Source organism: Rhizobium favelukesii (assembly GCF_000577275.2).
GTDB classification, from domain to species: Bacteria; Pseudomonadota; Alphaproteobacteria; order Rhizobiales; family Rhizobiaceae; genus Rhizobium; species Rhizobium favelukesii.
Genome location: NZ_HG916855.1, coordinates 1,739,057 through 1,764,690, shown reverse-complemented (window position 1 = coordinate 1,764,690; position 25,634 = coordinate 1,739,057). Strand labels below are relative to the sequence as shown.

Genomic DNA, 25,634 nt, shown 5'->3' with positions numbered 1-25,634 from the left:
TGTAAAGAGGTAATATGGCAGCGATGAAATCCGCCGCACTCCGGGAAACGAGACGCCTGAAGCCGGGCACGGAAAAGGATAGGTTTCCTCAGACGCCGTTTTCCTTGACGGCCTCCATAGCCACAAAAGTCGACGTACTGGCGACGAAAGGAAGGCTCGATATCTTCTCGCCGAGTACAAGACGGTAATTGGCGATGTCTGACGTGCGAATCTTCAAGAGATAGTCGAAAGCGCCGGCGATCATGTGGCACTCCTCGACCTCCTGTAGCTTCCGCGCGGCGATATTGAAGGCCGTCAGCGCATGCTCCCGCGTGTCGGAGAGCTTTACTTCGGTGAATGCGACGTGATTCTTCCCGAGTTTCTTCACATCGACGATCGCGCGAAAGCCGAGAATATAGCCATCTTCGATCAATCTCTTTAATCTGACCTGGCAGGGCGTGTTTGACAAACCGACCTTTTTGGCGAGGTCGGTAATGGACATGCGACCATCGGCGACAAGGGCCTCTATGATCTTGTGATCGAATTGGTCGATTTCCCTGCCATTTGCGATAGTATTCACGATATTGCCTCTAGGTTTCGCACAAATTAGGCAAATATATTCGCATTACGCCAGTTTCAAGTGAAATCACCTTTATTGGATCTGCTATGTTCGGCCACTATCCTTCTCTGGAGCAAAGACATGACGATCACCAACGATCCGGTGGCGAACGAAACCGTTAACGCGCAGCCTCGCAGCGCCGCAAATCCTTTCGAGGGTTTTGCGCCGGAAGTCCGACCGCAAAGCGATCTGCGCCGTGCCATTACAGCGGCTTACCGTACGCCGGAGACGGTATGTGTCCCGCGCCTCGTTGACGCCGCAACGATTTCGGAAAAGGTCAGGCAGGGCGCAGCTGCAACCGCTCGCAAGCTCATTGAGGCGCTCCGCGCCAAGCACAAGGGCACGGGCGTCGAAGGTCTCGTCCACGAGTATTCGCTCTCGAGCCAGGAGGGCGTTGCGCTGATGTGTCTCGCCGAAGCGCTGCTGCGCATTCCCGATACGGCGACGCGCGATGCGCTGATCCGCGACAAGATCGCCGAAGGCGATTGGAAGTCGCATCTGGGCGGCGGTCGTTCGCTGTTCGTGAATGCCGCAACCTGGGGGCTGGTCGTCACCGGAAAACTCACCTCCACGGTCAACGATCGTAACCTTTCGGCCGCGCTCACCCGCCTGATCGCCCGCTGCGGCGAGCCTGTCATCCGACGCGGTGTGGACATGGCGATGCGCATGATGGGCGAGCAGTTCGTCACCGGCGAGACGATCGACGAGGCGCTGCTGCGGGCCAAGCCGCTGGAGCAGCGCGGTTTCCGCTATTCCTACGATATGCTCGGCGAGGCCGCCACCACGGGCGCGGATGCCGAACGCTATTACAAAGACTACGAAGCCGCGATCCATGCCATCGGCAAGGCCTCTGACCGACGCGGCATCTACGAAGGTCCCGGCATTTCCATCAAGCTTTCGGCGCTGCATCCACGTTATTCGAGAGCCCAGAGCGGGCGCGTGATGGGCGAGTTGTTGCCGAAGGTCAAGGCGCTTGCGCTGATTGCCAAGTCCTACGACATCGGCTTCAACATCGATGCCGAGGAGGCAGATCGGCTGGAGCTGTCGCTCGATATTCTTGAGACGCTGTGCCTCGATGAAGACCTTGCCGGCTGGAACGGAATGGGCTTCGTTGTCCAGGCCTATGGCAAGCGCTGTCCCTTCGTGCTCGACTACATCATCGATCTTGCCCGCCGCGCCGGTCGCCGCATCATGGTTCGCCTTGTCAAGGGCGCCTATTGGGACGCCGAAATCAAGCGTGCGCAGCTCGATGGCCTTGAAGACTTCCCCGTCTTTACCCGCAAGATTTACACCGACGTCTCCTACATCGCCTGCGCCAAGAAGCTGCTTGCTGCAACCGATGCTGTCTTCCCGCAGTTTGCAACCCACAATGCGCAGACACTCGCCACCATCTACCACATGGCTGGCTCCGACTACTATGTCGGCAAGTATGAGTTCCAGTGCCTGCATGGCATGGGTGAGCCGCTGTACGACGAGGTTGTCGGCCGACAGAACCTCAACCGTCCGTGCCGCATCTACGCGCCCGTGGGCACCCATGAAACCCTGCTTGCCTACCTCGTGCGCCGTCTTCTTGAAAACGGCGCCAACTCGTCGTTCGTAAACCGGATCGCCGATCCCAATGTCTCGATCGACGAGCTCGTCGCTGATCCCATTGACATCGTCGCCAGGATGCCAGTGCCCGGTCAAAAGCACGATAAGATCGCGCTTCCCTCCGACCTGTACGGTCAGCGCCGCAACTCCGCCGGCTTTGATATCTCCAATGAGACGTCCCTGCAGGCGCTGACAGAGGCGCTGAAGATGAGTGCCACGATCTCGTGGGCAGCCGCGCCAAGCGGCCCGATCGAAGAGGCTCCAGCGGCGCGCGATGTCGTCAATCCCGCCGACAAGCGGGACGTTGTCGGCACTGTACGCGAGGCAAGGGCTGAAGAGGCGGCCGCAGCAGCGGTGGTCGCGCTGGAGGCCGCGCAGTCCTGGGCGTTGGTCCCGCCAGCGGAAAGAGCGACACTGCTTGATCGCGCTGCTGACATCATGCAGGCGAGAATGGAAACCTTGCTGGGCCTCATCATGCGCGAAGCCGGCAAATCGCTGTTGAACGCCGTCGCCGAAGTGCGCGAGGCGATCGACTTCCTGCGCTACTACGCTGAGCAAACCCGCCGCACGCTTGGCCCGTCGCATGCGCCGCTTGGACCGGTGGTGTGCATCAGCCCCTGGAACTTCCCCCTGGCAATCTTTACGGGGCAGGTCGCCGCAGCTCTTGTCGCCGGCAACCCGGTTCTCGCCAAACCTGCGGAGGAGACCCCCCTGATCGCCGCCGAGGCGGTCCGTATCCTGCACGAGGCCGGCATTCCTTCCCATGTGGTGCAACTGGTGCCGGGAGACGGAAGGGTAGGGGCAGCCTTGGTCGCAGCACCGCAAGCCGCTGCGGTGATGTTCACCGGCTCCACTGAGGTTGCAAGGATCATCCAGGCGGAGCTTGCGAAGCGCCTGTCGACTGACGGAAAGCCAATCCCGCTGATCGCTGAAACGGGCGGCCAGAACGCCATGATCGTCGATTCCTCGGCGCTCGCCGAACAGGTCGTGGGCGACGTGATCGCTTCGGCCTTCGACAGCGCCGGACAGCGCTGCTCGGCGCTGCGTATCCTGTGCCTGCAGGAAGACGTCGCCGATCGTACGTTGACGATGTTGAAGGGCGCAGTGCGCGAGCTTTCGATCGCCAACACCAATCGGCTGGCCTCCGATATCGGCCCGGTGATCACCGCTGAAGCCAAGGATATCATTGAGGCGCACATAGACGCCATGAGCCGGTCCGGCTGTGCCGTCGAGCGCGTCGCCTTACCGGATGCGACCCAAAACGGAACCTTCGTTGCGCCAACGATCATCGAGATCAAAAAGATCTCGGACCTGAAGCGGGAGGTATTCGGGCCTGTTCTGCACGTCATCCGGTGGCGTCGTCAGGACCTCGGCCGCCTGATCGACGAGATCAATGCGACGGGCTACGGCCTGACTTTCGGTCTCCACACGCGCCTCGACGAAACGATCGCCAATGTGACGTCACAGGTGAAGGCCGGCAACCTTTATGTGAACCGGAACGTCATCGGAGCTGTCGTCGGCGTCCAGCCCTTCGGCGGCCGCGGCTTGTCCGGCACCGGCCCCAAGGCGGGCGGTCCTCTCTATCTCGGAAGGCTGGTCACCACGCCGCCGATCCCACCCCAGCACAGCTCCGTTTATAGCGACCCCGCTCTTTCGGACTTTGCGAAGTGGCTGGATCAGCAGGGCCTTTTCGAGGATGCGGAAATGGCGCGCCATCTCGGCGGCCAGTCGGCCCTGGGGCTCGAAACCGAACTCGCCGGCCCGGTCGGCGAGCGCAATCTCTACGCGCTTCATCCCCGCGGTGTGATCTTGTGCGCTCCGGTCTCGCAAACCGGTCTCGTTCGCCAGGTCTCGGCTGTGCTCGCCACCGGAAACAGCGCAATCATCGACGCCGACGAGAGCCTTCGCTCGATGCTGAAGCGGGTTCCCGTCAGTGTCGCCCGGCGGATTTCCTGGAAGGAGACCTCCGCCGATGCTGAGCCAATGGCCGGCGCCCTGATTGAAGGCGATGCCGACCGCGTCTCGGCCATGCTCGCAAAAATCGCCGCGATGCCGGGTGCGCTGCTGCTCACCCAGTCAGCCTCGACGGAGCAGCTTGAGCGCGACCCTGATGCGTATTGCCTTAACTGGCTTCTGGAGGAGGTGTCCACCTCCATCAACACGGCCGCAGCCGGCGGCAATGCCAGCCTGATGTCGATAGGGTAGGCTGGTCGGCTGCAACTTCGTCCTCCGAACCAGGCGCGACCCTTCGCGCCCGATCTCCTGTAGCCGCTGAGGTCAACACAAAAAGACCAGCGCGATCACGACTTTCCGGCCTGCACGACCTGGAATGTTTCGACCACTCCCCAAGGGCATCGATTCGGATCATAGACTGGCTCGCCGCAATATAGATCTTAAGGCCCTCGGTTCAGGCACGGTTTATGGGAGTTGCGACCTCAAGCCGCTCCAATACGGAATGCAAGAACTCCGATGCAATTCATACAGACCGAGCGGCCAATGTCAGACGACCAGATTGCGCAAAAGATCGATACCGACGAGCTGAGCTGACATTATCGCCCGGTCGCGACCAAGATGGTGCGGGCTGTAGGCGTGATCACCCTGGGGTTTTTGGCACGGCTTGGTGACCAGCCGACCATCGCCGACGGCCGCCGCTTCTTTCCATCAGCGACTTCATGCAGGAACGCCTTGATATCCTGCGTCGGAAGACTTGATCATTGCAGGCGCTTTTGCACCTGCAATTTCTGGCCGCAAAAAAATATTACGCAAGAACGGTGGCCTCACCATCATTTTAGATATTGTGTATATATGGTAATAGACTGAACTGAGGGACTGGCTATGCAAGTTGCCCGATCCACCACCGCGATAGTTTCCCAAAGCACCCTTTCAGCCATTTTCCGTCTCGCCCTGATCTTGCTCGGGACGTTGATACCGGCTTCGCTGGCCCACCCCTGCGCAGGCATTTCCGATGTGGCCTTCACCGCAAAACATGGCGGTCCGGAACGTGGTGATATTCTGGAGAAGACAGGCAACAGCCTTCAAGACTCATCGAATGCTGTCACGAGTGCCCTTCAGAGCGTCGTTACTGCGCTCAATGAGATTCAAGCCAGTGTCGTAACTGGGCCATTGCTGGAAAGAGCTCTTGTTAAGAGCCGCAATGACGCGATTAGCGGATCAATGCCGATCCCTCCGTATATTCGAGAGCAATTGACCGGCTACGCGACCGAAGACTCGATGAACCGTGTGCGGTACAAGATCGGCAACGACGACTCTCTAGACCTTGCTCAGCTGCTAGAGAAGGGAGGCTTTGCAGACGCCGTCACCCTGATCGACGTGGTGATATTTCGCGAACCCAGCGCGGCCGCGAACGTCTCCGCGTGGGCGCATGAACTGACACATGTCGACCAGTTTCGAGACTGGGGCGTACACAACTTTGCAGTTCGATACGCACGGAACTGGCGAGGCGTCGAAAGTCCGGCCTATGCCAAAGGCGACGGCTTTTGCAATTGGCGACAATCCCAAAACGTCGGAAATATACGACAGGCCCTATCGCAACGCCCTGCCACTCCAATGGAATGCAACTCAGGCTCCAACGACGAGTGAGCCCGAACGTGTACGGTTTCTGCGTTGTACATATGGGGTGCAACTGGCACCTGCCGCATGAAGTTTATTCAATCTCCGAAAATGGAAATGCCTGCATAGTGCGGGCAAATCCTTTCTTTCCATCAGCAAGCGGCTCGCGCAGGGCACTTCCAGTCATTTTCTTCGACAATATCAAGGATCTTGATGGCCGTGCTGCTGGGTTTCTGGTGACCTTCTTGACGTTGATGAACTGGTTAAGCACGGCCTGGCTGACCTTGTTTGCGTTTCAAATCTTCTTGATCTCCTCGCGCATAGTCACGAAGAGGATGAAGGCAAAGAGCGTCGAGCTCCCTCATCGCCCACAAAGCCGGCTTCGTGTTGTCGCGCAGCAGACTTATGAACGTTCTTAAGAGCCCCGCTCGTGGCACTAGAGCATCGCACTTGAATTGAGAATCGAGTGGGGTTTTCACGAGGGTATTGGTGTGATTGAACTAAGCCGCTACCGCGGCAATTGCGGCGGGCTTTGAGAAGAGCCTCCTGGCTGAGAGGATGAGGGTGTTGCAAACCCACCCTTCAGACAGGAGGTCCAGATGGCCGAGATAAGCCCTCTTCGCCGCCGGATGATCGAGGACATGACGGTCCGCAATCTGTCTCCGGCCACCCAACGATCCTATATCAATGCCGTCCAGAAGTTCAGCCGCCATTTCGGCCACTCGCCGGATCGGCTTGATCTTGAAGATGTCCGCGCGTTCCAAGTCTACCTTGTCTCAGGTGGAATATCCTGGGCGGCATTGAACCAGATCGTCTGCGCGCTGCGGTTTTTTTATGGGGTCACGCTCGGTCAGAATGAGATCCCGGAGCGCATCCCCTATGCCCGCGCACCGCGGAAGCTACCCATCGTTCTGTCGACGGACGAGGTAGTCCAATTCCTGGAAGCTGTCTCCAGCCTGAAGGCGCGTGTGGCACTAACCTGCGCCTATGGAGCCGGTCTCAGGGTCTCGGAAGTCTGCGGACTAAGCATCGGTGATATCGACAGCTCGCGCATGGTGATTCATATCCGCCATGGCAAGGGCGGCAAAGCCCGCTACGTCATGCTGTCGCCGGAACTGCTCGGCATCCTACGCAGCTATTGGCGCTTGACGAGGCCCAAGACGCTGCTCTTTCCCGGACGCAATCCTGACAAGCCGATCGAGCCGACGGTGTTGCATGCCGCTTGTCGTTCGGCGGTTGCAGCAACGGGACTGGCCAAGCGGGTCACCATCCATACATTGCGGCACAGTTTTGCCACCCACTTGCTGGAGAACGGCACCGATATTCGTATTATCCAAGTACTGCTCGGTCATGCACACCTGTCGAGCACGGCACATTACACGCGGGTTTCCACCGACACGATCCGCTCCACGGCAAGCCCGCTCGACCGATTGCGACTGGAGGTGACGCCGCCGGTATCATAATCGGTTGCGCCCCGCTTTCGAAGTTGCCGACATCTTTCGGCGACACGGTGGCTGCTACAGGCGAGAGAACGCCGGTCATCTTAGTCGTGGCGAACGACGTGTCATGGGCGCGATCGAAGCTTGCCGCACACCCAGGCTCGGCGGCCATGTCGATGCCTGCGATGAGTGTGGCACGACTCGCATCTCCTATAATTCCTGCCGCAATCGTCACTGCCCGAAGTGCCAGGGCATAGCTCGCAGGGGATGGGTCGCGGCCCGCATCTGCGATCTCTTGCCGGTCCAGTACTTCCATGTGGTCTTCACACTACCGCCTGGCATCGCCGAGATAGCCTTCCACAACAAGGCGGTCGTCTACGCACTGCTGATGCGGATCGCAGCCCAGACGCTGCAGACGGTCGCCGCCGACCCTAAACGGCTGGGTGCCGAGATCGGTATCATCGCCGTGCTTCACACCTGGGGCCAGGCGATGACCCACCATCCCCACGTCCACTGCGTCATACCAGGCGGCGGTCTCTCACCGGATAAGTCAAAGTGGATCGCATGCCGGCCGGGCTTTTTCTTGCCCGTCCGAGTTCTATCGCGTGTCTTCCGGCGGCTCTTTCTGACGGCCCTTGCTGACGCCTTCGCTCAGCGTAAACTTCGCTTCTCCAACGCGCTTGCACGCCTTGCCGACCCCACCGCTTTCACCAGCCATCTCGCGCACGCCCGTCGCAGTGAATGGGTCGTCTACGCCAAGCCGCCGTTTGGCGGACCGGACCAAGTGCTCGCCTATCTCGGCAGATACACCCATCGTGTGGCCATCGCCAACAGTCGTATCGTCGGTGCCGATGACGAGCATGTCGACTTCCGGTGGAAGGACTATCGACGCCAAGGACATGATCGCGAGAAGATCATGCGCCTTGACCCGCTCGAGTTTATCCGGCGCTTCCTTCTCCACGTACTACCCGACGGCTTTCACCGTATGCGTCACTTCGGCTTTCTCGCCAATAGCCATCGCCGGCAACGCATCGCCCTCTGTCGGGACCTGCTGGGCCAGCGGTCGACGTCGGCCGAGCAACCGCATTGCCTCAACCCAAATCAAGGCTACCCCTTCACATGCCCCGAATGTGACCGGCCGATGCGTCGGATGAAGGCCAACATCCGACCCGCTCAAGCACGGTCATCTTCATTCCGATGTGACACATCATGACATCAGGCGATCGGCAGACGACCCATATCACCCGCCGACTTGGACGCCGTTCCGGCGGACAATCGTCGCTGCCTGGAACCAGGCCAGATGTTCGATCCGTAGGCGCAAATGCATCCATATCGGCACAACCGGCACAGCGACCCGCGACATTGCGCTTCGACAATCATGTAAAACCTCGCCGTCTGCCACTTGATTGCGCGCCCTCAGGGCCACCGCATCACCGCGCCGGAACCGGACGCAGAACGCAATCCCCATAGTGCCAAACAACCCGCGCCTTCGTTCAATCCGGCTTATGTGAGGTCGGCCGAGTATGACGCCACTGTCCTATCCGACCTCACATAACCCTCCAGATTCACTGCGGTTGGAGGTGAATCACATGGGTAAATCTCATTCTGTTGATCTTCGTCAGCGTGTTGTTTCCATGGTCGCTAGCGGCCAATCACGGCGAGCCGCTGCCCGTCATTTCGCAATCAGCGACAGCAGTGCGATCAAGCTGCTGCAACGCCGGGAGCGGACTGGGCTGATAACCCCCGCGCGTCAAGGAAGGCCACCAGGTGCAGGGAAACTGTCGGCGTTTCGCGATTTCCTGGTCGCACAGGTCGAAGGCAAACCGGATATCACCATGCCAGAGCTTGCCCGTCGCCTTGAGGATGAACATGGATTGGTTATTCCACCATCGTCCCTGTCGCGGTTTTTGATAACGCAGGGATACACATATAAAAAAACAGATAATGGCGTCGGAACGCGCTCGCGCTGATATCCGAAAGGATCGTGATGTCTGGATTTCGAAACGCCAACCCCGGATGCGATTTGAACCGCATCGACTTGTTTTCTTGGACGAAACCTCGGTGAACACAAAGATGGTGAGACTGCGTGGGCGCTCCCCGCGCGGCGAGCGTCTCATCACGGATGCGCCCTTTGGCCACTGGGGGACACAGACATTCATTGCAGGCTTGCGCTGTTTCGGTCTTACTGCGCCCTGGATTATTGACAGGCCGATGAACCGGGAAATCTTCGACACCTACATCGAGACCCAGCTTGCGCCGACACTCGAACCAGGCAATGTCGTCATCCTGGATAATCTTCGCGTTCACAAGAGCGATAAAGCCAAAGCCTGCCTCAAGGAAGTTGGTGCGTGGCTCCTGTTTCTGCCGTCTTATTCGCCAGATTTGAACCCGATCGAAATGGCCTTCGCCAAAATTAAGGCCCATCTCCGAGCCGCCGCCGCTCGCACGTTTGACGCACTCTCAAATGCGCTCGGATCCATCTGCAACCTCTTCAACAGCCAAGAATGTCGAAACTATTTTACAGCCGCAGGCTATGGGTTCGATTAAAGGTACGGCGCTCTAGTCGGACCTTGGCGAATGCGAATAAAAAGGCGCCATAGCAACTTGCTATAATCGGATTATCGCGCTAGATTGCAGCCATAGCAAAATGCGATGCGCGATTCCGGGTTTATGCACGTCATTACACAGATAAAGATCTGGGAGGCGAAAGACCGATGGCCCCAAGCAGCCAGTGCCCTAGATACTTGGTATCGACTAATAAATTCCTCGGAGCCGACAGACTTCGCTGACATGAAGTCGCTGTTTCCGGCAATAGATAAGGTCGGCCAGCACCACGTGTTCGACATTGGTGGCAACAAGCTGCGCTTGATCGCGGTGGTGCATTACAAATTTAAGAAGGTCTATATTCAGCGGATTATGGACCATGCGGAATACGACAAAGGAAAATGGAAGGGTTAGCCCGATGAACGCACTTGTAAAACTGGTAAGCGAGCACTGGACGCATGTGGCCCCTCTTCTTGCCATGCCGACCAACGAAGCTGAGTATGATCATCTCGTGGAGCAACTTGACGAGATCCTGGCTGAAGTAGGCGACGATGAGGATCATCCTTTGGCGTTGCTTGCATCTCGCATGGGGGACCTTATCGAGGCCTATGACGAGCAAACCCGCCCAATGCCTCACGTAACCGGTGCTGATGCACTCCGTTACATCATGGAAGAGCGGAGTCTTGGCCAGTCCGAGGTGCCAGAAGTAGGCGCTCAGTCCGTCGTGTCTGAGATTCTAAGAGGAAAAAGACAAATCAACGTTCGACAAGCTCGTGCGCTGAGTGAGCGATTTTTGATACCAGCGACAGTATTTCTATCGCTTTGAAGACGAACGTCTACTGCTGACGTCCCAAACGCCGAAGGGTCAACACAGAACTATCGTCAGAGTGACATTTTTTGTACATCACTGCATCCACGGTCTGAGCCCGATTGCGCGACGCGGTTCGTTTCCAAGCCAAATCCAAATACGGCCACCGTTCGAAGCAACCGCACCAACATCCCGCTTGCGGGCGGTCAAGGCTCACGACGACGACCCTTCTACACCGGATCTCGTCTGGGAGTGGCCCGGACATGCATGATCAGGCAGCACTCTCCCAGAGGCGGGGCTGCCGATCGGCGATGCCCGGCCCTTAGTTGGCCCAGTGACGCCATAGGCGCTGCAGCCTTTTCCACCCCTTAATAGCCCGAATGACGATAGGAGGCGGGATCTTTCGGTGATCTCCAACTGTTCCTCTGCGAACCACCGGGGCATGTGGATCTACAAGGAACGCGACAACCACACTGGAGCTCTTTGCCCTTATCGTAAGTGTGGCACCAGACAAAAGCAGTCCTTGTTCGCGCTCGTCAAACTTCAGCCCGTCGGCAACGACTGAACCGCTGAACACGTGGAAAAAGAGGTCACGCCCAGGCACCTGCGGGAATTCAACAACCGCGTCAGCCTCCAGCCGGATATCAAAGAAATCGGCCGCATTGCGCACGTAGAAGGGGGCCTTGCTACCCTCCGGTCCTACGAGATGCCGCCACAAGTTCGGCTCCGCCGGCGGGATAGGTCCGTGCTGAATCTTGGGATCGAGATCCATCGCAGAGGGCCGCACAAGAATTTGCAGCATGCGCAAGGGGGATCGGACTGTATTGTCTCTTCAGAGTGCCAAAAGCTGCGTCCGGCATTCATCACCATAAGGCTGTTTCTGTCGGTAATCAGTCGGCCGGTGATTTTGTCTTCGTGGCGCATCACGCCAGCCGGCACCCAGGAGATGATTTCATCGTTTCGGTGCTCGTGCATCGCAATGACCCGACCTGGATGGAGGATGGATTCGACGACCATAGCGAGAGGACCATGACCGTGATCGGTCGGCTTGTGTTGCAGCCATCCAGGCATGTTAATGTGGACGATGAAGCCTCCCATGTCGCGGACCACAAATGTGCGTTCACCTTTGATCAGCACAGAGTCCTCCTCATTGAGTGTTGGCGCTCTACCGCGCACTAAACCGGAACCAAGAATACTATTCCCAACCCGATTCAGGCAGCTTTCCCGGTATATGGCCGATCCTCAAACACCTGCGTCTGACCGCATGCAAGACGCGTCGATGGAATGGTGCGCACGCACGCAGACGGCTCATTCAAGCTCGCAGGGCCCCGCTCTTTCGCGACGCTGCTACGTCAATACGGATGGCGCACATCGGCGGGAGATTCTTGTCCTCAAACGTCGCCCGCCGTGGCGTCCCGCCATCCGGCACCCAAACGTCCCAGGCTCTGTTCATTTCCTCGAATGAGGCAAGGTCGCTAAGCCAGATGTTGGCGAGAATGATCTCCGACTTATCGGTACCTTCGTGCAGCAGCATATCATTGATGCGCTGCAGTATTTCGTTGGTTTGTGCCGTCACGCTCGCTCCCCTCGTGAGGTTTGCGATCTGGCCGGGCAGATAGACGGCATCTGCAAGGAGAGTTTCGTCAACTTTGGCTTGCCCCATCATCGTATGCGCAGACTTCCATGAATGCTTGAAATTTGGCCGTCGACCCTTCATTCGATCACTGTGGGGCTTTGCTCGCCATTCCGGTAGAGGGAATTAAATTGACCCGATATAATGGAAGCTGAACGCTCCTAGCTGGACAATATGGCGGTATGCCGCGAAATGAAGTCCACAAGGTAGCGCGCGCCTTCGGCCGTCTCGGATTGAGCATACAGACCGATCTCGATACGCACGGGACCGGGCAGGTCGGCCGACCTGTCAAGCGTCCGGCAGCCCTCCGGTTTCGTCGTGACCATCATTGGCGCGATACCGATACCGACGCGAACCGCGGTCGCCATGGCCACCAGCGTCGATGCGACGCATGCCGTCTTCCACTTGACGTTCCGCTGGGACAGAGCTGCAATCGTCGGGAGCGTCCAGGGACACTCCTCCTCGAACATGATGATGGGAAGCGGTTTTTCCGCGTCGGCCACAAAGTCAGATCTGACCGTCCACATCAGATATTCAGTCCAGATGAGGGTCGGTTTTCGCGAGAGGCAGGTGATATCGCAAACAACCAGATCCAGCTTCCTGTCTTCAAACAGCTCTGCGAGGCGGCGATTCGGCTCAACAATGATATCGATCTCGACTTTCGGGTTTTGGGCTCTAAAGTCCCGAAGAATGTCGATCAGGTGGCCGGCTGCAAAATCTTCGACAACGCCGAGGCGAATGCGGTCCTCGATCATCTTGCCGGTCAGCCTTTTCTCGACCTCGTCGCTGAGGGCGACCATTTCGCGGGCATATGCCAGCATGATCTGCCCATGGCTCGTGAGTTCGAGGCCTTTTGACGATCGCGAAAACAGCGTAACGCCGACAAGCTCCTCCAGCTTGCGGATCTGCATGCTCACGGCCGCCTGCGTTCTATTCAGAGTGACGGCTGCGCCATTGACGGTGCCGATCTCCGCAACGGTCAGAAACGCACGAAGCAGATAGGAATCAAGGTCAAGCATCAGAAGCCGCATTCCATATTTTGTGGCGCTCGAGAGCGGATGGCCTCTCTGCCCATATGCGGATATTGGACGAACCCTGTCCCTCAGGCAACTGGTGGCCCTCAAGCTGGGGCGCGGTACAAGCTGCGCACCATCAACGCCAGCTTATCGCGCGAAGAGAACGCATGCCTCGGCGGGGATGGAAATGCTGATTTCCTGCCCGCGGGCGAAGGCTATATCTGGACGGTTGGGGCAAGCCGAGATGATGCGGTCGCCACTGGCAAGGTCCAGAACGACATGCCTGAAGGCACCGAGTGTCACGACCTCAGCAACGCGTCCCGGCATCGCCCCAGCAGCCGGAGCGCCGGATGATATCGAGACGCTTTCCGGCCTCACGCAAACCTCGGCGGCACCTAAAAGGCTTCCCGTGGATGCGACCGGAAACTCCCAGCCGGATTCGGAGCGGAATTTGCAGGCCGTTCCGCCAGCGGCCGAAATCGAGCCATGAATCCAGTTCGTCCGACCCATAAAATCCGCTACGAAGCGCGAGTCTGGACGCCAATACACATCATCCGGCCTGCCCGACTGCATGATTGCACCACCGTTCATCACGAATATGCGCTCTCCCAGGCTCATTGCCTCTTCCTGGTCATGGGTTACCACGATTGCGGTCGAGCCGACGGCGGCGAGCACATCCTTCAATTCGGTGCGCAACTCATGTCGAAGTTTGGCGTCCAGGGCCGACAAGGGCTCATCCAGGAGAACAAGGCTCGGATGGGTGGCGAGCGCCCGCGCAAGTGCAACACGCTGCTGCTGGCCCCCGCTCAACTGATGCGGCCGCCGCTGTCCGAAACCGACGAGCCGGACGAGCTCGAGCATCTCGGCAACGCGACCGGGTATTTCGCCTGGCGCATGGTTGCGATGGCGAAGTCCGTAGCCGATGTTCTGTTCGACGGTCATATGCGGGAAAAGAGCGTAGTGCTGGAACAGCAGCCCGACATTGCGCTCATAGGGTTTTAATCCGGCCATCGACTTGCCGTTGATCATGATCGAGCCTTTGTCCGGCCGCTCGAATCCGGCAATGAGCCGAAGAATGGTGGTCTTGCCGCAGCCGCTTGGTCCAAGCAGTGCGATTGTTTCACCTGGGTTCACCGAGAAGGAGATATTACCGAGGGCGACAATTTCGCCGAAGCGCTTGCTGACCCCTTGAAATTCCACGGCAGAAATCATCGTATTGTCCTCATGAACGAAACAAACCCTGACCGACGACAGTGTCGAAGCCGACAAGGCGGTCCAGCACAGCAATCAGAAACGCGCTCACGGCAATCAGGACCACGGCCGCCGCAGCGATCGTCAGATCGAAAGCCGCACGCATGTTGCTGACCAGCGTAACCGGCAAGGTCGTTGCGGACGGATCGCTCAGAAAGAGACTGATCGATACGTCATCCATCGAAATCGCGAAGGCGAAGATCGCGCCGGTGACGACGCCCGTCCGCATGAGCGGCAGGGTGATGGTCCAAAAGGCCTGGCGCTCCGTGGCGCCGAGAACCATTGCGGCTTCCGTCAATCGCTGGTCGCTGCCGAGAAGGCTGGCGAGACTGGTCCTTATGCAATAGGGCACCGTCACGATCACATGGCCGAGGAGTAGGCGCGCCATGCCGTATGTGATACCGGCCCTGGAAAGGAAAAGCAGCAGACCGAATCCAATGACGACCGGGGGAACGATGAGCGGCGAGAGAAAGGCCGAAGTCAGAGCTGCCTTTCCCAAAAAATTGCCACGGGCAAGGCCGACAGCCGCCGCGGTTCCAATCGTGACCGACAGAACCGTCGTGAGTACCGCCAAGATGAGGCTGGTGCGAAGACTGGCAAGGATATCCGCCTGGGAGACGAGCCGTTCGAACCAGTGAAGCGACAAGGCCGGCGGGGGCAATGGACCGAGATAGGTCCTGGCGTCGAAAGCCATGAGACACGTTATCCCCAACGGGATGGCGAGGAAGGCCAGTCCAAGGCCTATGAGGCCGTAGGCAAGGGAACCGGCGATCCGGTTCCCGGTTCTCGCTGTAAGAGACTGTATGCTCATCGGGAAACCTTCCGCGCCTGCGCAAACGTAATGACGGCGACGACCGCCAACGCCGCGGCAAGCATGACGAGCGAGATCGCCGCGCCGCTCGGATAGTTGGCGATATCGCTGAAGCGGGTGTAAATGACGTTCGACATGAAAAGCACCCGGCCCCTCCCGAGCACCATGGGAATAACGAAGGCGCTGATCGCGAAAGTCAGTGAGACAAGCGTGCTTGAGATCAGAGCCGGGAGGCTCAGGGGAAGCGTGATCGACAGATGGGCTTTCCATCCCGGCGCGCCGAGCGACTGAGCTGCATCGAGCAGACGCGGATCGATCGATTGCATCGCGCCAATCAGCGTCAGTGTTGCAACCGGTATGATCGCGTGAACCAGACCCGCAATAACGACGATATTAATGTATTCGCGGCTGTTGGGCGAAAGGCCAAGTGTCAAGAGGAAGGGTCGGAAGATGCCGACCGACCCGAAGGTCAGTTCGATCGCGTAAGTCTTGATCAGGACGCTGGATAGCACAAGCGTTATCAAAAAACCGAGGGTGAGCGTGCGCATCCGCGGGGAAAAGCGCCGCACGATGAAGTAGGCCAGCGGGAATGCCACAAGCTGGCCGATGATAGCGGCAGTTCCACCGATCCAGAAGGTCGTCAGCAGGACACTCGCAAACGCCTGGTTTGCAAGCTCGTAGCAGTTCTGAACCGTTGCCGCGGCATTCTCCACGGAGCCTACGCGCCCGGGCGTAAACTCCTTCAAGCTTTCGATTGCCAGAGTGATCAACGGTAACAGAAAACCGAATGCAAACACCAGGAGGGCTGGCGCGAGCGTCAGGGCCGCATCTCGGGGATCCCGAATTGAAATGGCAACGGGTTGCCGCCTTGCTTTGGTCATGGTGGAACAGCCTTTTCCTCGCCCTTACGGGTCATGAGAAAGGGAGGTTGTCGAAGCCCGCTCGTGCCTTCGACAACCTGCCGCGAGGTGCCTTAGAGCAACGGGGCGATGTCCTGTTCCCAGCGCCTGGACCAGGCATCCTGCTGTTCAAGAACGACATTGTAGTCCGGCACATAGACGAAGCTCGAAAACTCGTCCGACGTGAAGGACAGATGCTTGAGATTGTCGGGCGTGACCGCCTTGCCGTTCAACGGCGCTTCGCCAGCCACCTTGGCGTAGAGCGAGTTCATGTCCGGGCTGATCGCGAAGTTGACGAAATCGAGCGTCGCCTTGGTGTTCGGTCTATTCTTCAGTACGCCGAAACCGCTCTGGTAGAGGAAGGCCTTGAAGTTGCTGTCCTTGGTGAAGCGCGTGACCGGGAAATTCTTCGCCACGGCCGCCCAGCCGGGCTCGGCGAAGAAGCCGACGGAGGTCTCGCCCGACGTCAGCGAATTGGTGAAATCGATATCGGTGACGGCGATGCGCCCGATATTGCCGGATTTCGCCAATTCCCTCATGAGCTTCCAACCGGGCTCCATATTCGTTTCACTTCCGCCGGCGTGAAGGGCGAGCGCGACGATCTGGAGCATCATGCTCTGTGTCGGGCCCGGCCAGCAGATCGCTCCCTTCAGATCGGGATTCAGCAGATCATCGATGGTCTTCACAGCGATGGGAGCCGTGTCGGTCCGGGCACCGAAATACATGCCGCCAACTGCGCGTGGGACCGCTTTGATATCACCCTTGCCATCACGAATGATGATTTTCTCGGGAATATTCGCAAGGTTGGGAACATCGGCAGGATTGATGGTCTCGAGCCAATCCTCCTTCACCATGCTGTTGAACGAGCCTTCCCAACCGGCGACGTAGTCGTAGTCGACACTCGGCCAGACGGCCTTGATCTTCGGAAGGATTGCGCCCGCGCCCCCCTGATGGAGAACCCAGTTGAATGTCGCGGCATCTTGGTCAGCGGCAATCTGCTTCATGGCTTCGACAACATCGCCGCCCCATTCCACAGCGGTGAGATTGCCGCTGCCGGCAGCGGCCGATCTCGCAAACCCGGTTATCGTGCCGGCAATCCCCAGAGCTGCTGCGGATCCGAGGAAGCGGCGGCGTGTCAACTCGTGCAACATGGTAGGTTCCCTTTGGTGTCGGTCCTCTTGTGGACCGTTCGCATCGGAGACTGGGTGGACGTTGCAAACCGCGGTAGTGGGAAAATTCTCGCCGGGTTATAAAGTTTTCTGAATATGCCGATCGACGCACTACCCGCATCGCGGATCGTTAGTGAATCCGACCTATCAATAATCGTTATATCCCCTCTCGAATTTTCGAGGTTCCAAGAGGCGCGTGCGACCCCGATGATGATGGCGACATCAACACTGCGGGAGCCAGCCTTGACCATTGACCGGGATTTTCTGCAAGGCTTGAGAAAGCGCTTCGGCAACGCTGCAGGCGGGGAAATGGAGGATCCACACTTCCGCGCTGTGGCGGCGAGTGTATTCAAGGACGGCGACAGCCGCAAATGGCCCTTCGCCGATCCTGCGACCTTTCTGGACGCCCGTTTTATCGAGAACGGCTTGAGGCCCGAGGTTCTTGAGGCGCTTGACGTCGCTCTGATCGGCGTGCCGATGGATCTCGGCGTCACCAATCGTGCCGGCGCGCGGCTGGGACCGCGGGCCGTAAGGGCGATCGAGCGTGTCGGACCCTACGAGCATGTTCTGCGTGTCGCGCCGATGGGAGAGCTAAAGGTCGCCGATGTCGGCGACGTGCCGATGCGCAGCCGGTTCGGCTTGGCCGAGTGCCATGCCGACATCGAGGCCTGCTACCGGATGATCGCGGCAACCGGGGTTATCCCGCTGTCGGTCGGCGGTGACCATTCGATCTCCGGTGCCATTCTGAAGGGCGTCGTGGCCAGCGAGCCGGTGGGCATGATCCACATCGACGCTCATTGCGACACCGCTGGTCCCTATGAGGGCTCGAAGTTCCATCATGGCGCGCCCTTCCGCGAGGCGGTTCTGGCGGGTGTGCTCGATCCGAAGCGTACGATCCAGATAGGCATCCGCGGCGGCGGCGAATATCTCTGGGAGTTCTCCTTTGCGTCCGGCATGACCGTCATCCACGCGGAAGAGGTGGCGGAGATGGGCCTCAAGGCGGTGATCGCAAAGGCTCTGGAGGTTGTCGGTGCTGGTCCGACCTATCTCAGCTTCGACGTGGATAGCCTGGATCCGGCGTTCGCTCCGGGAACCGGCACTCCCGAAGTCGGCGGACTTCAGCCGAGGGAGGTCCTGACCCTCCTGCGCGGCTTCAAGGGTATCAACCTCATCGGCGGGGACGTCGTGGAAATCGCGCCGCAATACGACAACACCACTAACACCGCGCAGATTGCCGCGCAGGTTCTATTCGAACTCCTGTGCCTCGCGGCGTTCAGTCCCGCGGTCAGGGCGAATGTGGCCTAACCAGCTCCAAAACGGCAGCGTGTCTCGTGCCCGCTGCCACCCATCACCTGTCGCATAACACGTCTCAAAAAGGGGAACGACATGACTGCTCTTATGAACTTGCGTCACACCGCCACAGCGGCAATTGCCGTATTCGCCATCCTGGCAGGGGCCGCGCAGGCCGACCAACTTGCCGATATCAAAGCCGCAGGCGAGATCAACATCGGCATATTCTCCGATTTCCCGCCCTTTTCCTCGGCCAGCGCCGATATGAGCATCAAGGGCTATGACGTCGACGTCGCCCAGAAGATCGCCGACGGGGTCGGCGTGAAACTCAATCTCGTCAGCGTTACCGGCCAGAACAGGATTGCCTACCTGAACGACAACCGCGTCGACCTGCTGATGAGCGTCGGCTATTCGAAGGAGCGCGCCGAAGTTATCGATTTTGCCGCCCCGTACGCCCCCTACTATATCGCCGTCATCGGTCCGGCGGCGCTGAAGGTGAGCGGCAAGGAAGACCTTGCCGACAAGACCGTTGCCGTCAATCGCGGAACGCTCGAAGACACTTCGCTGACGGCCGCTGCCCCGGGCTCGGCTGCGATCCAGCGTTTCGAGAACTACAATTCGGTCATCCAGGCCTTCATATCCGGCCAGACCCAGTTGATGGTCGTCGGCAACGACGTAGGCGCGCAGGTTCTGGCACGACAGGACGCCCTGAAGCCGGAGCAGAAGTTCCAGCTCCTCAGCTCCCCCTCGCACATCGCGCTCCGCAAGGGCGAGGAAGGCCTGAAGAAGGCTGTCAACGACAGCGTCGCTGCCATGATCTCCAATGGTTCGCTCGACGCAAGCTCGAAGAGCTGGCTGAAATCGCCGCTCAACCCAGAAAACCTGAAGGACTGACGAGGACGTCCCACTCACTAGAGCATGATGCCGAAAACTGTAAGCGATCGCGGTGGCATCATGCTCCAATTCTTTGGTTGAGAGGCGGATCCAGATTTCGGGCCGACCCGGCCCAGATCATCCGGCCCCAAAGGACAGAAGATGAGATACAGCCTCGATTTCAACTGGCTTTGGGACGGAATGGGAGCTCTGGCCGATGGCGCAGGCACGACGCTTGCACTGACGGCCTGCACATCGGTCCTGGGGATCGTTTTCAGCGTGCTCGGCGCGGCCGCGCGCCGTGCGCCTTATCCATGGTTGCGCAAGGTCGTCGGCCTGTATGTGGAAATCATGCGCAACACGCCATTCCTGGTACAGCTATTCTTCATCTTCTTCGGCTTGCCGAGCATCGGCATTCGCCTGGATCCGATCGCAGCGGCCGTCCTGGCCATGACCCTCAACATGGCGGCCTACACGATCGAGGTGGTCGGGGCCGGACTCGATGCCATACCGAGGGGCCAGAAAGAGGCTGCGCAGGCACTCGGCCTGAGGCCCCGGCTGGTGTTCATCAAGATCATCCTGCCGCAAGCGCTCGCCATCATTTTTCCCGCGCTGACAAGCCAGATCATCATCATGATGCTGGAATCGGCGGTGGTTTCGCAAATATCCGTCCGCGAGCTAGCGCAGGAGGCTGATCTGCTTCAGGCGCGCACCTTCCGCTCCTTTGAGACCTATCTGGTCGCGACGTTGATCTACCTTTCGATGTCCGCCGCGCTTCGCCGGCTCCTTGTCGCCGGGAAACGCCGTTTTCTGGGAGCCGGTCTGGAATGATTGAGTTCACGTTCTGGGACATTCTGCGCAATCTTGTCTTCGCGACACGCTGGACCCTGTTGCTTTCGCTCGCAGCCTTTGCCGGCGGTGCCATCGTTGGCCTGGCGATCCTGTCTGCACGGATATCGAAAACGCGCTGGCCGCGCACCTTCGCGTCCGGCTACATTGCCCTGTTTCAGGGAACGCCGCTCCTCATGCAGCTCTTCTTGATGTTCTTCGGCCTGCCGATGCTCGGTTTCCGGATCGAAGCATGGACCGCGGCCATCTGCGGCCTGACGTTCTACGCAAGCGCTTATCTTGCGGAAATCTGGCGGAGCGGCGTCGAGGCGGTGCCGCGCGGGCAATGGGACGCTGCAGCCAGCCTTGGCTTGCATCGGCTCCTGGAACTTCGCCTTGTCATCCTGCCGCAGGCTTTCCGGATCACACGCGCGCCGACTGTCGGGTTTTTGGTCCAGTTGATCAAGAGCACCGCACTGGCCTCGATCCTCGGCTTCGAAGAGCTGCTGAAAACCGCGAACGCCATCAACAACGCGACCTTCGAACCTTTCAAGGTCTACGGTCTCGTCGCGGTGATCTTCTTCGCCCTCTGCTATCCGCTTACGCAATACGCCAGAATTCTGGAAAAGAAAGCTGCGTTTGGCTGAGCTGTGCCGAGTTGGCTCCGCATTCCGATCGCAACGGAGTGTCTAGGGCCGATGCCGGGTTGAAAAGCCTGCTCTCGTTCGATCACACAGAACTCGCTTTATCCAGCCGACACGGCCGCAGTCAGAACTTATTGGGAGATCGCTTCAATGACCGACACACAAATCCGTATTCTCGACTCCCGGACAACAGGCGAACTTCTACCTTTCGGCGCACTGGTCGCGACCCTGCGGCAAGCATTTTCCGAAGGCTGCGTTGTGCCGGTCCGGCATCACCACACGATTGCAAATAGTGGCGGGCGGGATGCGACGCTCCTTCTGATGCCGGCCTGGCATGAAACGCACCGATCGGAGCGCTACCTTGGCATCAAGATCGTCACCGTCTTTCCCGGCAACACGGCGCGCGGCATTCCCGGCCTGACCTCGACATACATGCTCTATGATGGTCGGACCGGGCTGCAGCTTGCGCTGCTTGACGGAAACGCGATCACGACGCGTCGCACGGTGGCGGCATCGGCCCTTGCCGCCGACTATCTTGCCCGAAAGGACGCCCGCCGTTTGCTGGTGATCGGCGCAGGCCGCGTCGCGAGCCTCATACCCGATGCCTACTGCATCGTCCGGCCGATCGCGCATGTTGATATCTGGGATATCGATCCCGTCAGTGCGGAGCGGCTGGCGCAGAGCCTGCGGCAACGGGGGCTGCAGGCAACTGCCGTCACGAATCTGGAAGCCGCGGCGCGGCAAGCCGATATCATCAGCGCGGCGACGCTGGCGACCGCGCCGCTTATCCGGGGCGAATGGCTGCGGCCGGGCACCCATGTCGATCTGATCGGCGGCTTCACCCCGGCGATGCGTGAGGCCGATGACGAGGCGCTCCGGCGCTCCTCGGTCTATATCGACACCCGCGAAGCCCTTCATGAAGCGGGCGATCTGGTTCAACCGATCAGGACTGGCGTCATTTCTACGGATGCGGTGCGCGCGACACTCGACAACCTGTGCCGACGCAATATTCCGGCGCGGACGTCCAACGATGAGATCACGCTCTACAAGGCAGTCGGAACGGCGTTGGCGGATCTTGCCGCCGCGACGATGGTATATGAAGCCGCTTTGATCGCCAGCTGATCGTCCAAGGCGCATGGAGGCCGAGACGTTAAAAATTCTTACGCCCACCAATGGCAGAATGTTCCGGAATCCCTTTTGGTGAACGAGAAGACACCGTTCGTGAAGCCGCTTTTTTGCCAACCACGTCGAGGGCTCGGCCAGGGCAGCGGTTCGCGGGAGGGCACACATCACCATCTGCGTCCATCAATGCTAAAAGCCCTGGGGCTACCCAATCCTTTGTGGCGGCGTGCAAAGTAGAAGTGTCACTTTGGGGGGCGCCTTCAGCCATTTGGAAATGCGACACTCGGCATCTCCACTTGCGCTGAGGCAAAGCCCTCGACCGGACCGGCTGGTTGGGATTGCAAGGGAAGATCGGGGGCCGGGTGAGTTGGACGCCGCCTCGATACGAGAAATCGCTCTCTGCCGCTGGAAAAATGACGGTAGGATCGGGGACAAGATCCGTCCGCCGTCCCAGTTTACGACTGCCCAGTGCGTTATAATTAAAACGTCACGAGGGATTGGAGAAGAGGCCTTGTGCCAGTCCGGCAGCGCGCAGCGCGACGCTGATCCTGCGGCGGCCTGTCAACTCGGAGCGGCGCGTGCTAGATCACTTGCAACGGATGCGCCGACGTGGTGCGGCGTGCCCGCAATCTTCGTCATGCAAGGCGATCACGATGAGACAACTCAGTGAAGAGTGCCGACGGACCCTGGGAGAGATCGCAGAGCGGTACGGGGTCAGCTTCGGCGCGGTGGAGCACCTTCTGATGGCGATTATCGCCGGGCAGGCGACACAGGCCCAGTTCAACCATCCCGATCTGGGTGGGATGGGGCAATGGTCGCAGGGCGGCATGATCATGGTCGGCGACATGTTCAACAATGCGCTAAAAGCGAACGTGGCCGGGATTTGTTCCGAGCTTGCGGCCTTGGTGCACGGCATGGATTTGCTGGGCCCGCAGGCGTCGCACCAGTCCCAATATCAAGGTCAGGGCGGCAGCGTCAGCCTGTTCCTGCCTGGCGCACTGTCGGCTGGAAACTGGTGGCCCGAGGAGTTTGGGCATCCTGCCTCGACCGGGGCGCAGAATGACCTTCGCTATGCCTTGTTCCCGACAATTCGACGGCTGGCGATCGATATCGGTGGCCGGGTTACGATCTATGACACGAAGGACCATCGAATTGGCGGGTTCTCACAACAGCAAAGCGGCGACCAGTCGCTGAGCTTTACCTCTCAGTACGGGCTGGTGAAAATTTCGGAGCTGGATGTGGTACGGCAGGGCGGCAAGGAACCGGCGGACACGTCGGCTACCGGAACATCCGCCGCCACGGCTGCGCCGTCGATATTCGCATCGTCCGCGCCGGAATCCGCCGAGCCACAACAAGCGACACGTCCAGCAGCGGAGGCGCTTCGGTCGGATGAGGACATCTTCGACAAGATCGAACGTCTCGCGGCACTTCATGCAAAAGGCATTCTCACGGATCAGGAATTCGAGGCCAAGAAGTCGGACTTGCTCAGCCGACTATAGCATCCGATGAACGGGGCTTTCCACACGGAGGTCAATGGAAGGCTTTCCATCGAGCCGGCGGCCGAGCTGACGGGCAATCTCACCAGTCGGAACATTGCGTTCCCTGAGTTGGTGAAGACGTCGTCGATCGGAAAGGGTGATCTGCAAAAGCAATGCGACACCCAAAAATCTCCAGAGCGAAACCATTGTAATCATTGGCATGTCGCACTTGAAAATAGAATGTACCCCCCTACAATGCTGCATGTGGCGGCAAGGTTGGAATGTCCGTTTGTGCGCAAAGTTAAAGTGTCACTTTGGGCGCGTCTTCAGCCATTTAGAAATGCGACACTCGGCATGTCCACTTGCGCTGAGGCAAGCCCCCGACCGGACCGGCTGGGCCGGGTTGCAAGGGAAGGGCGGGGGCGGATGAGACACACCCATCGGCGTTCCTGACGTCCTTGACTGTGGCAATCCGGAAGAAAAACGTCGCGCGCTCTATCGCGAATACGGGTTTCTACCTTTCCATTCGAACGAGATGCGCCTTTTCCTTGCAAGCGCATCCGTTCGGACGTTGATTGCGGACGAGTGAGTGATCTCGGACGTCGAAACACCATCATAGCCTTCCGCGCCCACAGATCGCCGAGCAGATCCCGATCGCACCAATCGGGCAAAGAAGAATCGGTGTTCCGCCTGCTTTTCCAGTGACGCGACGTCGACCGGATAGGGTGAGGGAGCAATTCATGCATTCCGACCGACAATCAGATCCTCAGGCGAAGGTGACTTGCTGAATGTCTAGATCTAGACTATATCTATTTTCAGATTGGAGCAATGTAATGCGGAACGCTGAACAGAAGATAGATGGGACGGTACTACCGCGCCTTCAAACAGATCGGTTTGCTCCCTCGAATCGAAAAAAACTCAGTGCGCCATCGCTGAGGACCTTCTTGGCCATTGCGGATCTGTGGGCGTTGACCGAAGAGCAGCGATTACTCGTTCTCGGTTATCCATCACGGTCGACTTATCATAGCTGGGCCAAACAGGCCCGTGAACATGGCGTGTTTACCCTGGACGTCGACACGCTTACTCGAATCTCTGCAGTGCTGGGGATTCATCAGGCGCTTGGCATCCTGTTCTCCAACGAACGGGCGGGAGTAGAGTGGTTGCGCATGCCGCATCAGGCGCTTGCTTTTGGCGGTCATCCCCCGCTTACAGTCCTAACCAATGGAACTCAGGACGGACTGATGACTGTCCGTCGATTTCTGGACGCGGCGAGGGGCGGTGTATACATGTCCCCAAACACTCTAGACGAAGCATTTACGCCATACGACGACGGGGACATTGTGTTCCGGTGACCAGTCGCTTTGCCCCGGCGCCATATCCCTCATTCCGGCTAGTGCCGTCGCAGTTTCCGCCGATCGGGCTGTTTGACACAGTTGCTACGGCGGCTGATCTCGAGGCTGTGATGGAGCTTGTCGGCTGGACCAACGACCGATTGGTCGCTGAACGCATTCAGCGACTCCCCCAAGATGAATGGGTTTACAGTGTTCCCAACGCCAGTGTGGTAATGGCTGCGTTCCTGCATGTGGCTCCTGATGGAATGCGGTTCAATGGCGGGGATCTTGGTGCCTGGTATGCGGCCGATGATCTTCGCACAGCCGCTGCCGAGGTCGGGCATCATCTTCGCCGCGAGGTCGTTGCCCGCGGTGTGAGAGAAATGGCGCGCTCCTACAGATGTTACACCGCAGTTCTGCACGGAGACTACCTGGACATCCGTGGAGAGCAGTCGCGGCACTCTGCGGTATATGACAGTGCCAGCTATGCAGCTTCTCAAGCGCTTGGTGAGCAGGTCCGGGCGGGCGTCGGCGCAGGTATCATCTACGACAGCCTGAGGCGCAGGACCGGCGTGAATGTTGCGGCACTTCGGCCACGGAACATTCGGGATGTCACGCAGACCGACCACTTTGAGATCACTGTGTCCGCCGGTGAACGCCGAATCGACGTGCGGAAGCTTTCGAGCTGAGAGGCATCATTTTGTGAGTTCATGGCGAACCGCGACCTGCGGGCTTCGAGA

At 59.0% G+C, this 25,634-nt stretch carries 23 protein-coding genes and 2 pseudogenes; 16 read left to right on the top strand and 9 right to left on the bottom strand.

Annotated features, from left to right (window positions below; all coding sequences use genetic code 11):
• Positions 1-88: 88 nt before the first annotated feature.
• Positions 89-481, bottom strand: coding sequence for an Lrp/AsnC family transcriptional regulator (locus tag LPU83_RS71920; RefSeq protein WP_425301974.1), 393 nt, complete (start codon positions 479-481; stop codon positions 89-91).
• A gap of 204 nt (positions 482-685) precedes the next feature.
• Between LPU83_RS71920 and putA the strand changes: the two genes are divergently transcribed.
• The 8 genes from putA (at position 686) to LPU83_RS71880 (ending at position 10,567) form a co-directional block, all read left to right on the top strand.
• Positions 686-4,393, top strand: a complete 3,708-nt coding sequence (putA, locus tag LPU83_RS71915; protein ID WP_024314669.1) for a trifunctional transcriptional regulator/proline dehydrogenase/L-glutamate gamma-semialdehyde dehydrogenase — start codon at positions 686-688, stop codon at positions 4,391-4,393.
• Between the two features lie 630 nt (positions 4,394-5,023).
• Entirely contained in the window at positions 5,024-5,788 is a 765-nt protein-coding gene (locus LPU83_RS71910) for an eCIS core domain-containing protein (protein WP_024314670.1), read from the top strand.
• Positions 5,785-6,177: a hypothetical protein gene (locus LPU83_RS73590; RefSeq protein ID WP_157997414.1), complete on the top strand. Its 393-nt coding sequence runs from the start codon at positions 5,785-5,787 to the stop codon at positions 6,175-6,177. Before LPU83_RS71910 ends, LPU83_RS73590 begins: the two co-directional genes overlap by 4 nt.
• A gap of 180 nt (positions 6,178-6,357) precedes the next feature.
• A complete protein-coding gene (locus tag LPU83_RS71900) occupies positions 6,358-7,221 on the top strand; it encodes a tyrosine-type recombinase/integrase (protein ID WP_037069958.1) in 864 nt (287 codons plus the stop codon).
• A gap of 4 nt (positions 7,222-7,225) precedes the next feature.
• Positions 7,226-8,410, top strand: coding sequence for an IS91 family transposase (locus tag LPU83_RS71895; protein ID WP_082321374.1), 1,185 nt, complete (start codon positions 7,226-7,228; stop codon positions 8,408-8,410).
• A gap of 376 nt (positions 8,411-8,786) precedes the next feature.
• Positions 8,787-9,744 (top strand): IS630 family transposase gene (locus LPU83_RS71890; protein ID WP_112334086.1). Its coding sequence is split into 2 segments (ribosomal slippage): positions 8,787-9,137 and positions 9,139-9,744, totalling 957 coding nucleotides; the frame shifts between segments, so codons are not numbered across the junction.
• Between the two features lie 123 nt (positions 9,745-9,867).
• Positions 9,868-10,155: a type II toxin-antitoxin system HigB family toxin gene (locus LPU83_RS71885; protein WP_024318386.1), complete on the top strand. Its 288-nt coding sequence runs from the start codon at positions 9,868-9,870 to the stop codon at positions 10,153-10,155.
• 4 nt (positions 10,156-10,159) lie between these two features.
• A complete protein-coding gene (locus LPU83_RS71880; protein WP_024318387.1) occupies positions 10,160-10,567 on the top strand; it encodes a helix-turn-helix domain-containing protein in 408 nt (135 codons plus the stop codon).
• Between the two features lie 304 nt (positions 10,568-10,871).
• Here the strand turns inward: LPU83_RS71880 and LPU83_RS71875 are convergent.
• The 7 genes and pseudogenes from LPU83_RS71875 to LPU83_RS71845 form a co-directional block, all read right to left on the bottom strand.
• A pseudogene (locus LPU83_RS71875) lies at positions 10,872-11,686 on the bottom strand (pirin family protein).
• Between the two features lie 175 nt (positions 11,687-11,861).
• On the bottom strand, positions 11,862-12,215 hold the full coding sequence (locus tag LPU83_RS71870) for a RidA family protein (protein ID WP_024318388.1): 354 nt from the start codon (positions 12,213-12,215) through the stop codon (positions 11,862-11,864).
• Positions 12,216-12,343: 128 nt separating this feature from the next.
• Positions 12,344-13,213 (bottom strand): LysR substrate-binding domain-containing protein, encoded by an 870-nt coding sequence (locus tag LPU83_RS71865; RefSeq protein ID WP_029710452.1) that lies wholly within the window; start codon positions 13,211-13,213, stop codon positions 12,344-12,346.
• 132 nt (positions 13,214-13,345) lie between these two features.
• Complete coding sequence (locus LPU83_RS71860) at positions 13,346-14,410, bottom strand: ABC transporter ATP-binding protein (protein ID WP_024318390.1); 1,065 nt, start codon at positions 14,408-14,410, stop codon at positions 13,346-13,348.
• A 10-nt stretch (positions 14,411-14,420) separates the two neighbouring features.
• A complete protein-coding gene (locus LPU83_RS71855) occupies positions 14,421-15,260 on the bottom strand; it encodes an ABC transporter permease (protein ID WP_024318391.1) in 840 nt (279 codons plus the stop codon).
• Entirely contained in the window at positions 15,257-16,141 is an 885-nt protein-coding gene (locus LPU83_RS71850) for an ABC transporter permease (protein WP_024318392.1), read from the bottom strand. The genes LPU83_RS71855 and LPU83_RS71850 overlap by 4 nt, the downstream gene beginning before the upstream one ends.
• A 92-nt stretch (positions 16,142-16,233) precedes the next feature.
• On the bottom strand, positions 16,234-17,310 hold the full coding sequence (locus LPU83_RS71845) for an ABC transporter substrate-binding protein (protein WP_024318393.1): 1,077 nt from the start codon (positions 17,308-17,310) through the stop codon (positions 16,234-16,236).
• Positions 17,311-17,571: 261 nt separating this feature from the next.
• Here LPU83_RS71845 and speB point away from each other — a divergent pair, with 261 nt between their 5' ends.
• The 6 genes from speB to LPU83_RS71815 all read left to right on the top strand — a co-directional run bounded on the left by speB (position 17,572) and on the right by LPU83_RS71815 (position 23,584).
• A complete protein-coding gene (gene speB / locus LPU83_RS71840; protein ID WP_024318394.1) occupies positions 17,572-18,633 on the top strand; it encodes an agmatinase in 1,062 nt (353 codons plus the stop codon).
• 81 nt (positions 18,634-18,714) lie between these two features.
• Positions 18,715-19,512 (top strand): transporter substrate-binding domain-containing protein, encoded by a 798-nt coding sequence (locus LPU83_RS71835; RefSeq protein WP_040681014.1) that lies wholly within the window; start codon positions 18,715-18,717, stop codon positions 19,510-19,512.
• 141 nt (positions 19,513-19,653) lie between these two features.
• Complete coding sequence (locus tag LPU83_RS71830) at positions 19,654-20,322, top strand: amino acid ABC transporter permease (RefSeq protein ID WP_024318395.1); 669 nt, start codon at positions 19,654-19,656, stop codon at positions 20,320-20,322.
• The gene (locus LPU83_RS71825) at positions 20,319-20,966 is read left to right on the top strand and encodes an amino acid ABC transporter permease (protein WP_040681012.1); all 648 of its coding nucleotides are present in this window, start codon (positions 20,319-20,321) and stop codon (positions 20,964-20,966) included. Before LPU83_RS71830 ends, LPU83_RS71825 begins: the two co-directional genes overlap by 4 nt.
• A gap of 147 nt (positions 20,967-21,113) precedes the next feature.
• Positions 21,114-22,085, top strand: coding sequence for a bifunctional Delta(1)-pyrroline-2-carboxylate/Delta(1)-piperideine-2-carboxylate reductase (lhpI, locus tag LPU83_RS71820; RefSeq protein ID WP_024318397.1), 972 nt, complete (start codon positions 21,114-21,116; stop codon positions 22,083-22,085).
• 743 nt (positions 22,086-22,828) lie between these two features.
• Positions 22,829-23,584, top strand: a complete 756-nt coding sequence (locus LPU83_RS71815; protein ID WP_245272588.1) for an SHOCT domain-containing protein — start codon at positions 22,829-22,831, stop codon at positions 23,582-23,584.
• A gap of 57 nt (positions 23,585-23,641) precedes the next feature.
• On the opposite strand, the pseudogene LPU83_RS76060 reads toward LPU83_RS71815, so the two are convergent.
• A pseudogene (locus tag LPU83_RS76060) lies at positions 23,642-23,745 on the bottom strand (IS30 family transposase); the annotation flags it as partial.
• A 651-nt stretch (positions 23,746-24,396) separates the two neighbouring features.
• On the opposite strand from LPU83_RS76060, the gene LPU83_RS71805 reads away from it, so the two are divergent.
• Both LPU83_RS71805 and LPU83_RS71800 read left to right on the top strand, forming a co-directional pair.
• The gene (locus LPU83_RS71805) at positions 24,397-24,915 is read left to right on the top strand and encodes an MbcA/ParS/Xre antitoxin family protein (RefSeq protein ID WP_024318399.1); all 519 of its coding nucleotides are present in this window, start codon (positions 24,397-24,399) and stop codon (positions 24,913-24,915) included.
• Entirely contained in the window at positions 24,912-25,583 is a 672-nt protein-coding gene (locus LPU83_RS71800; protein WP_024318400.1) for an RES family NAD+ phosphorylase, read from the top strand. Before LPU83_RS71805 ends, LPU83_RS71800 begins: the two co-directional genes overlap by 4 nt.
• Positions 25,584-25,634: the final 51 nt, after the last annotated feature.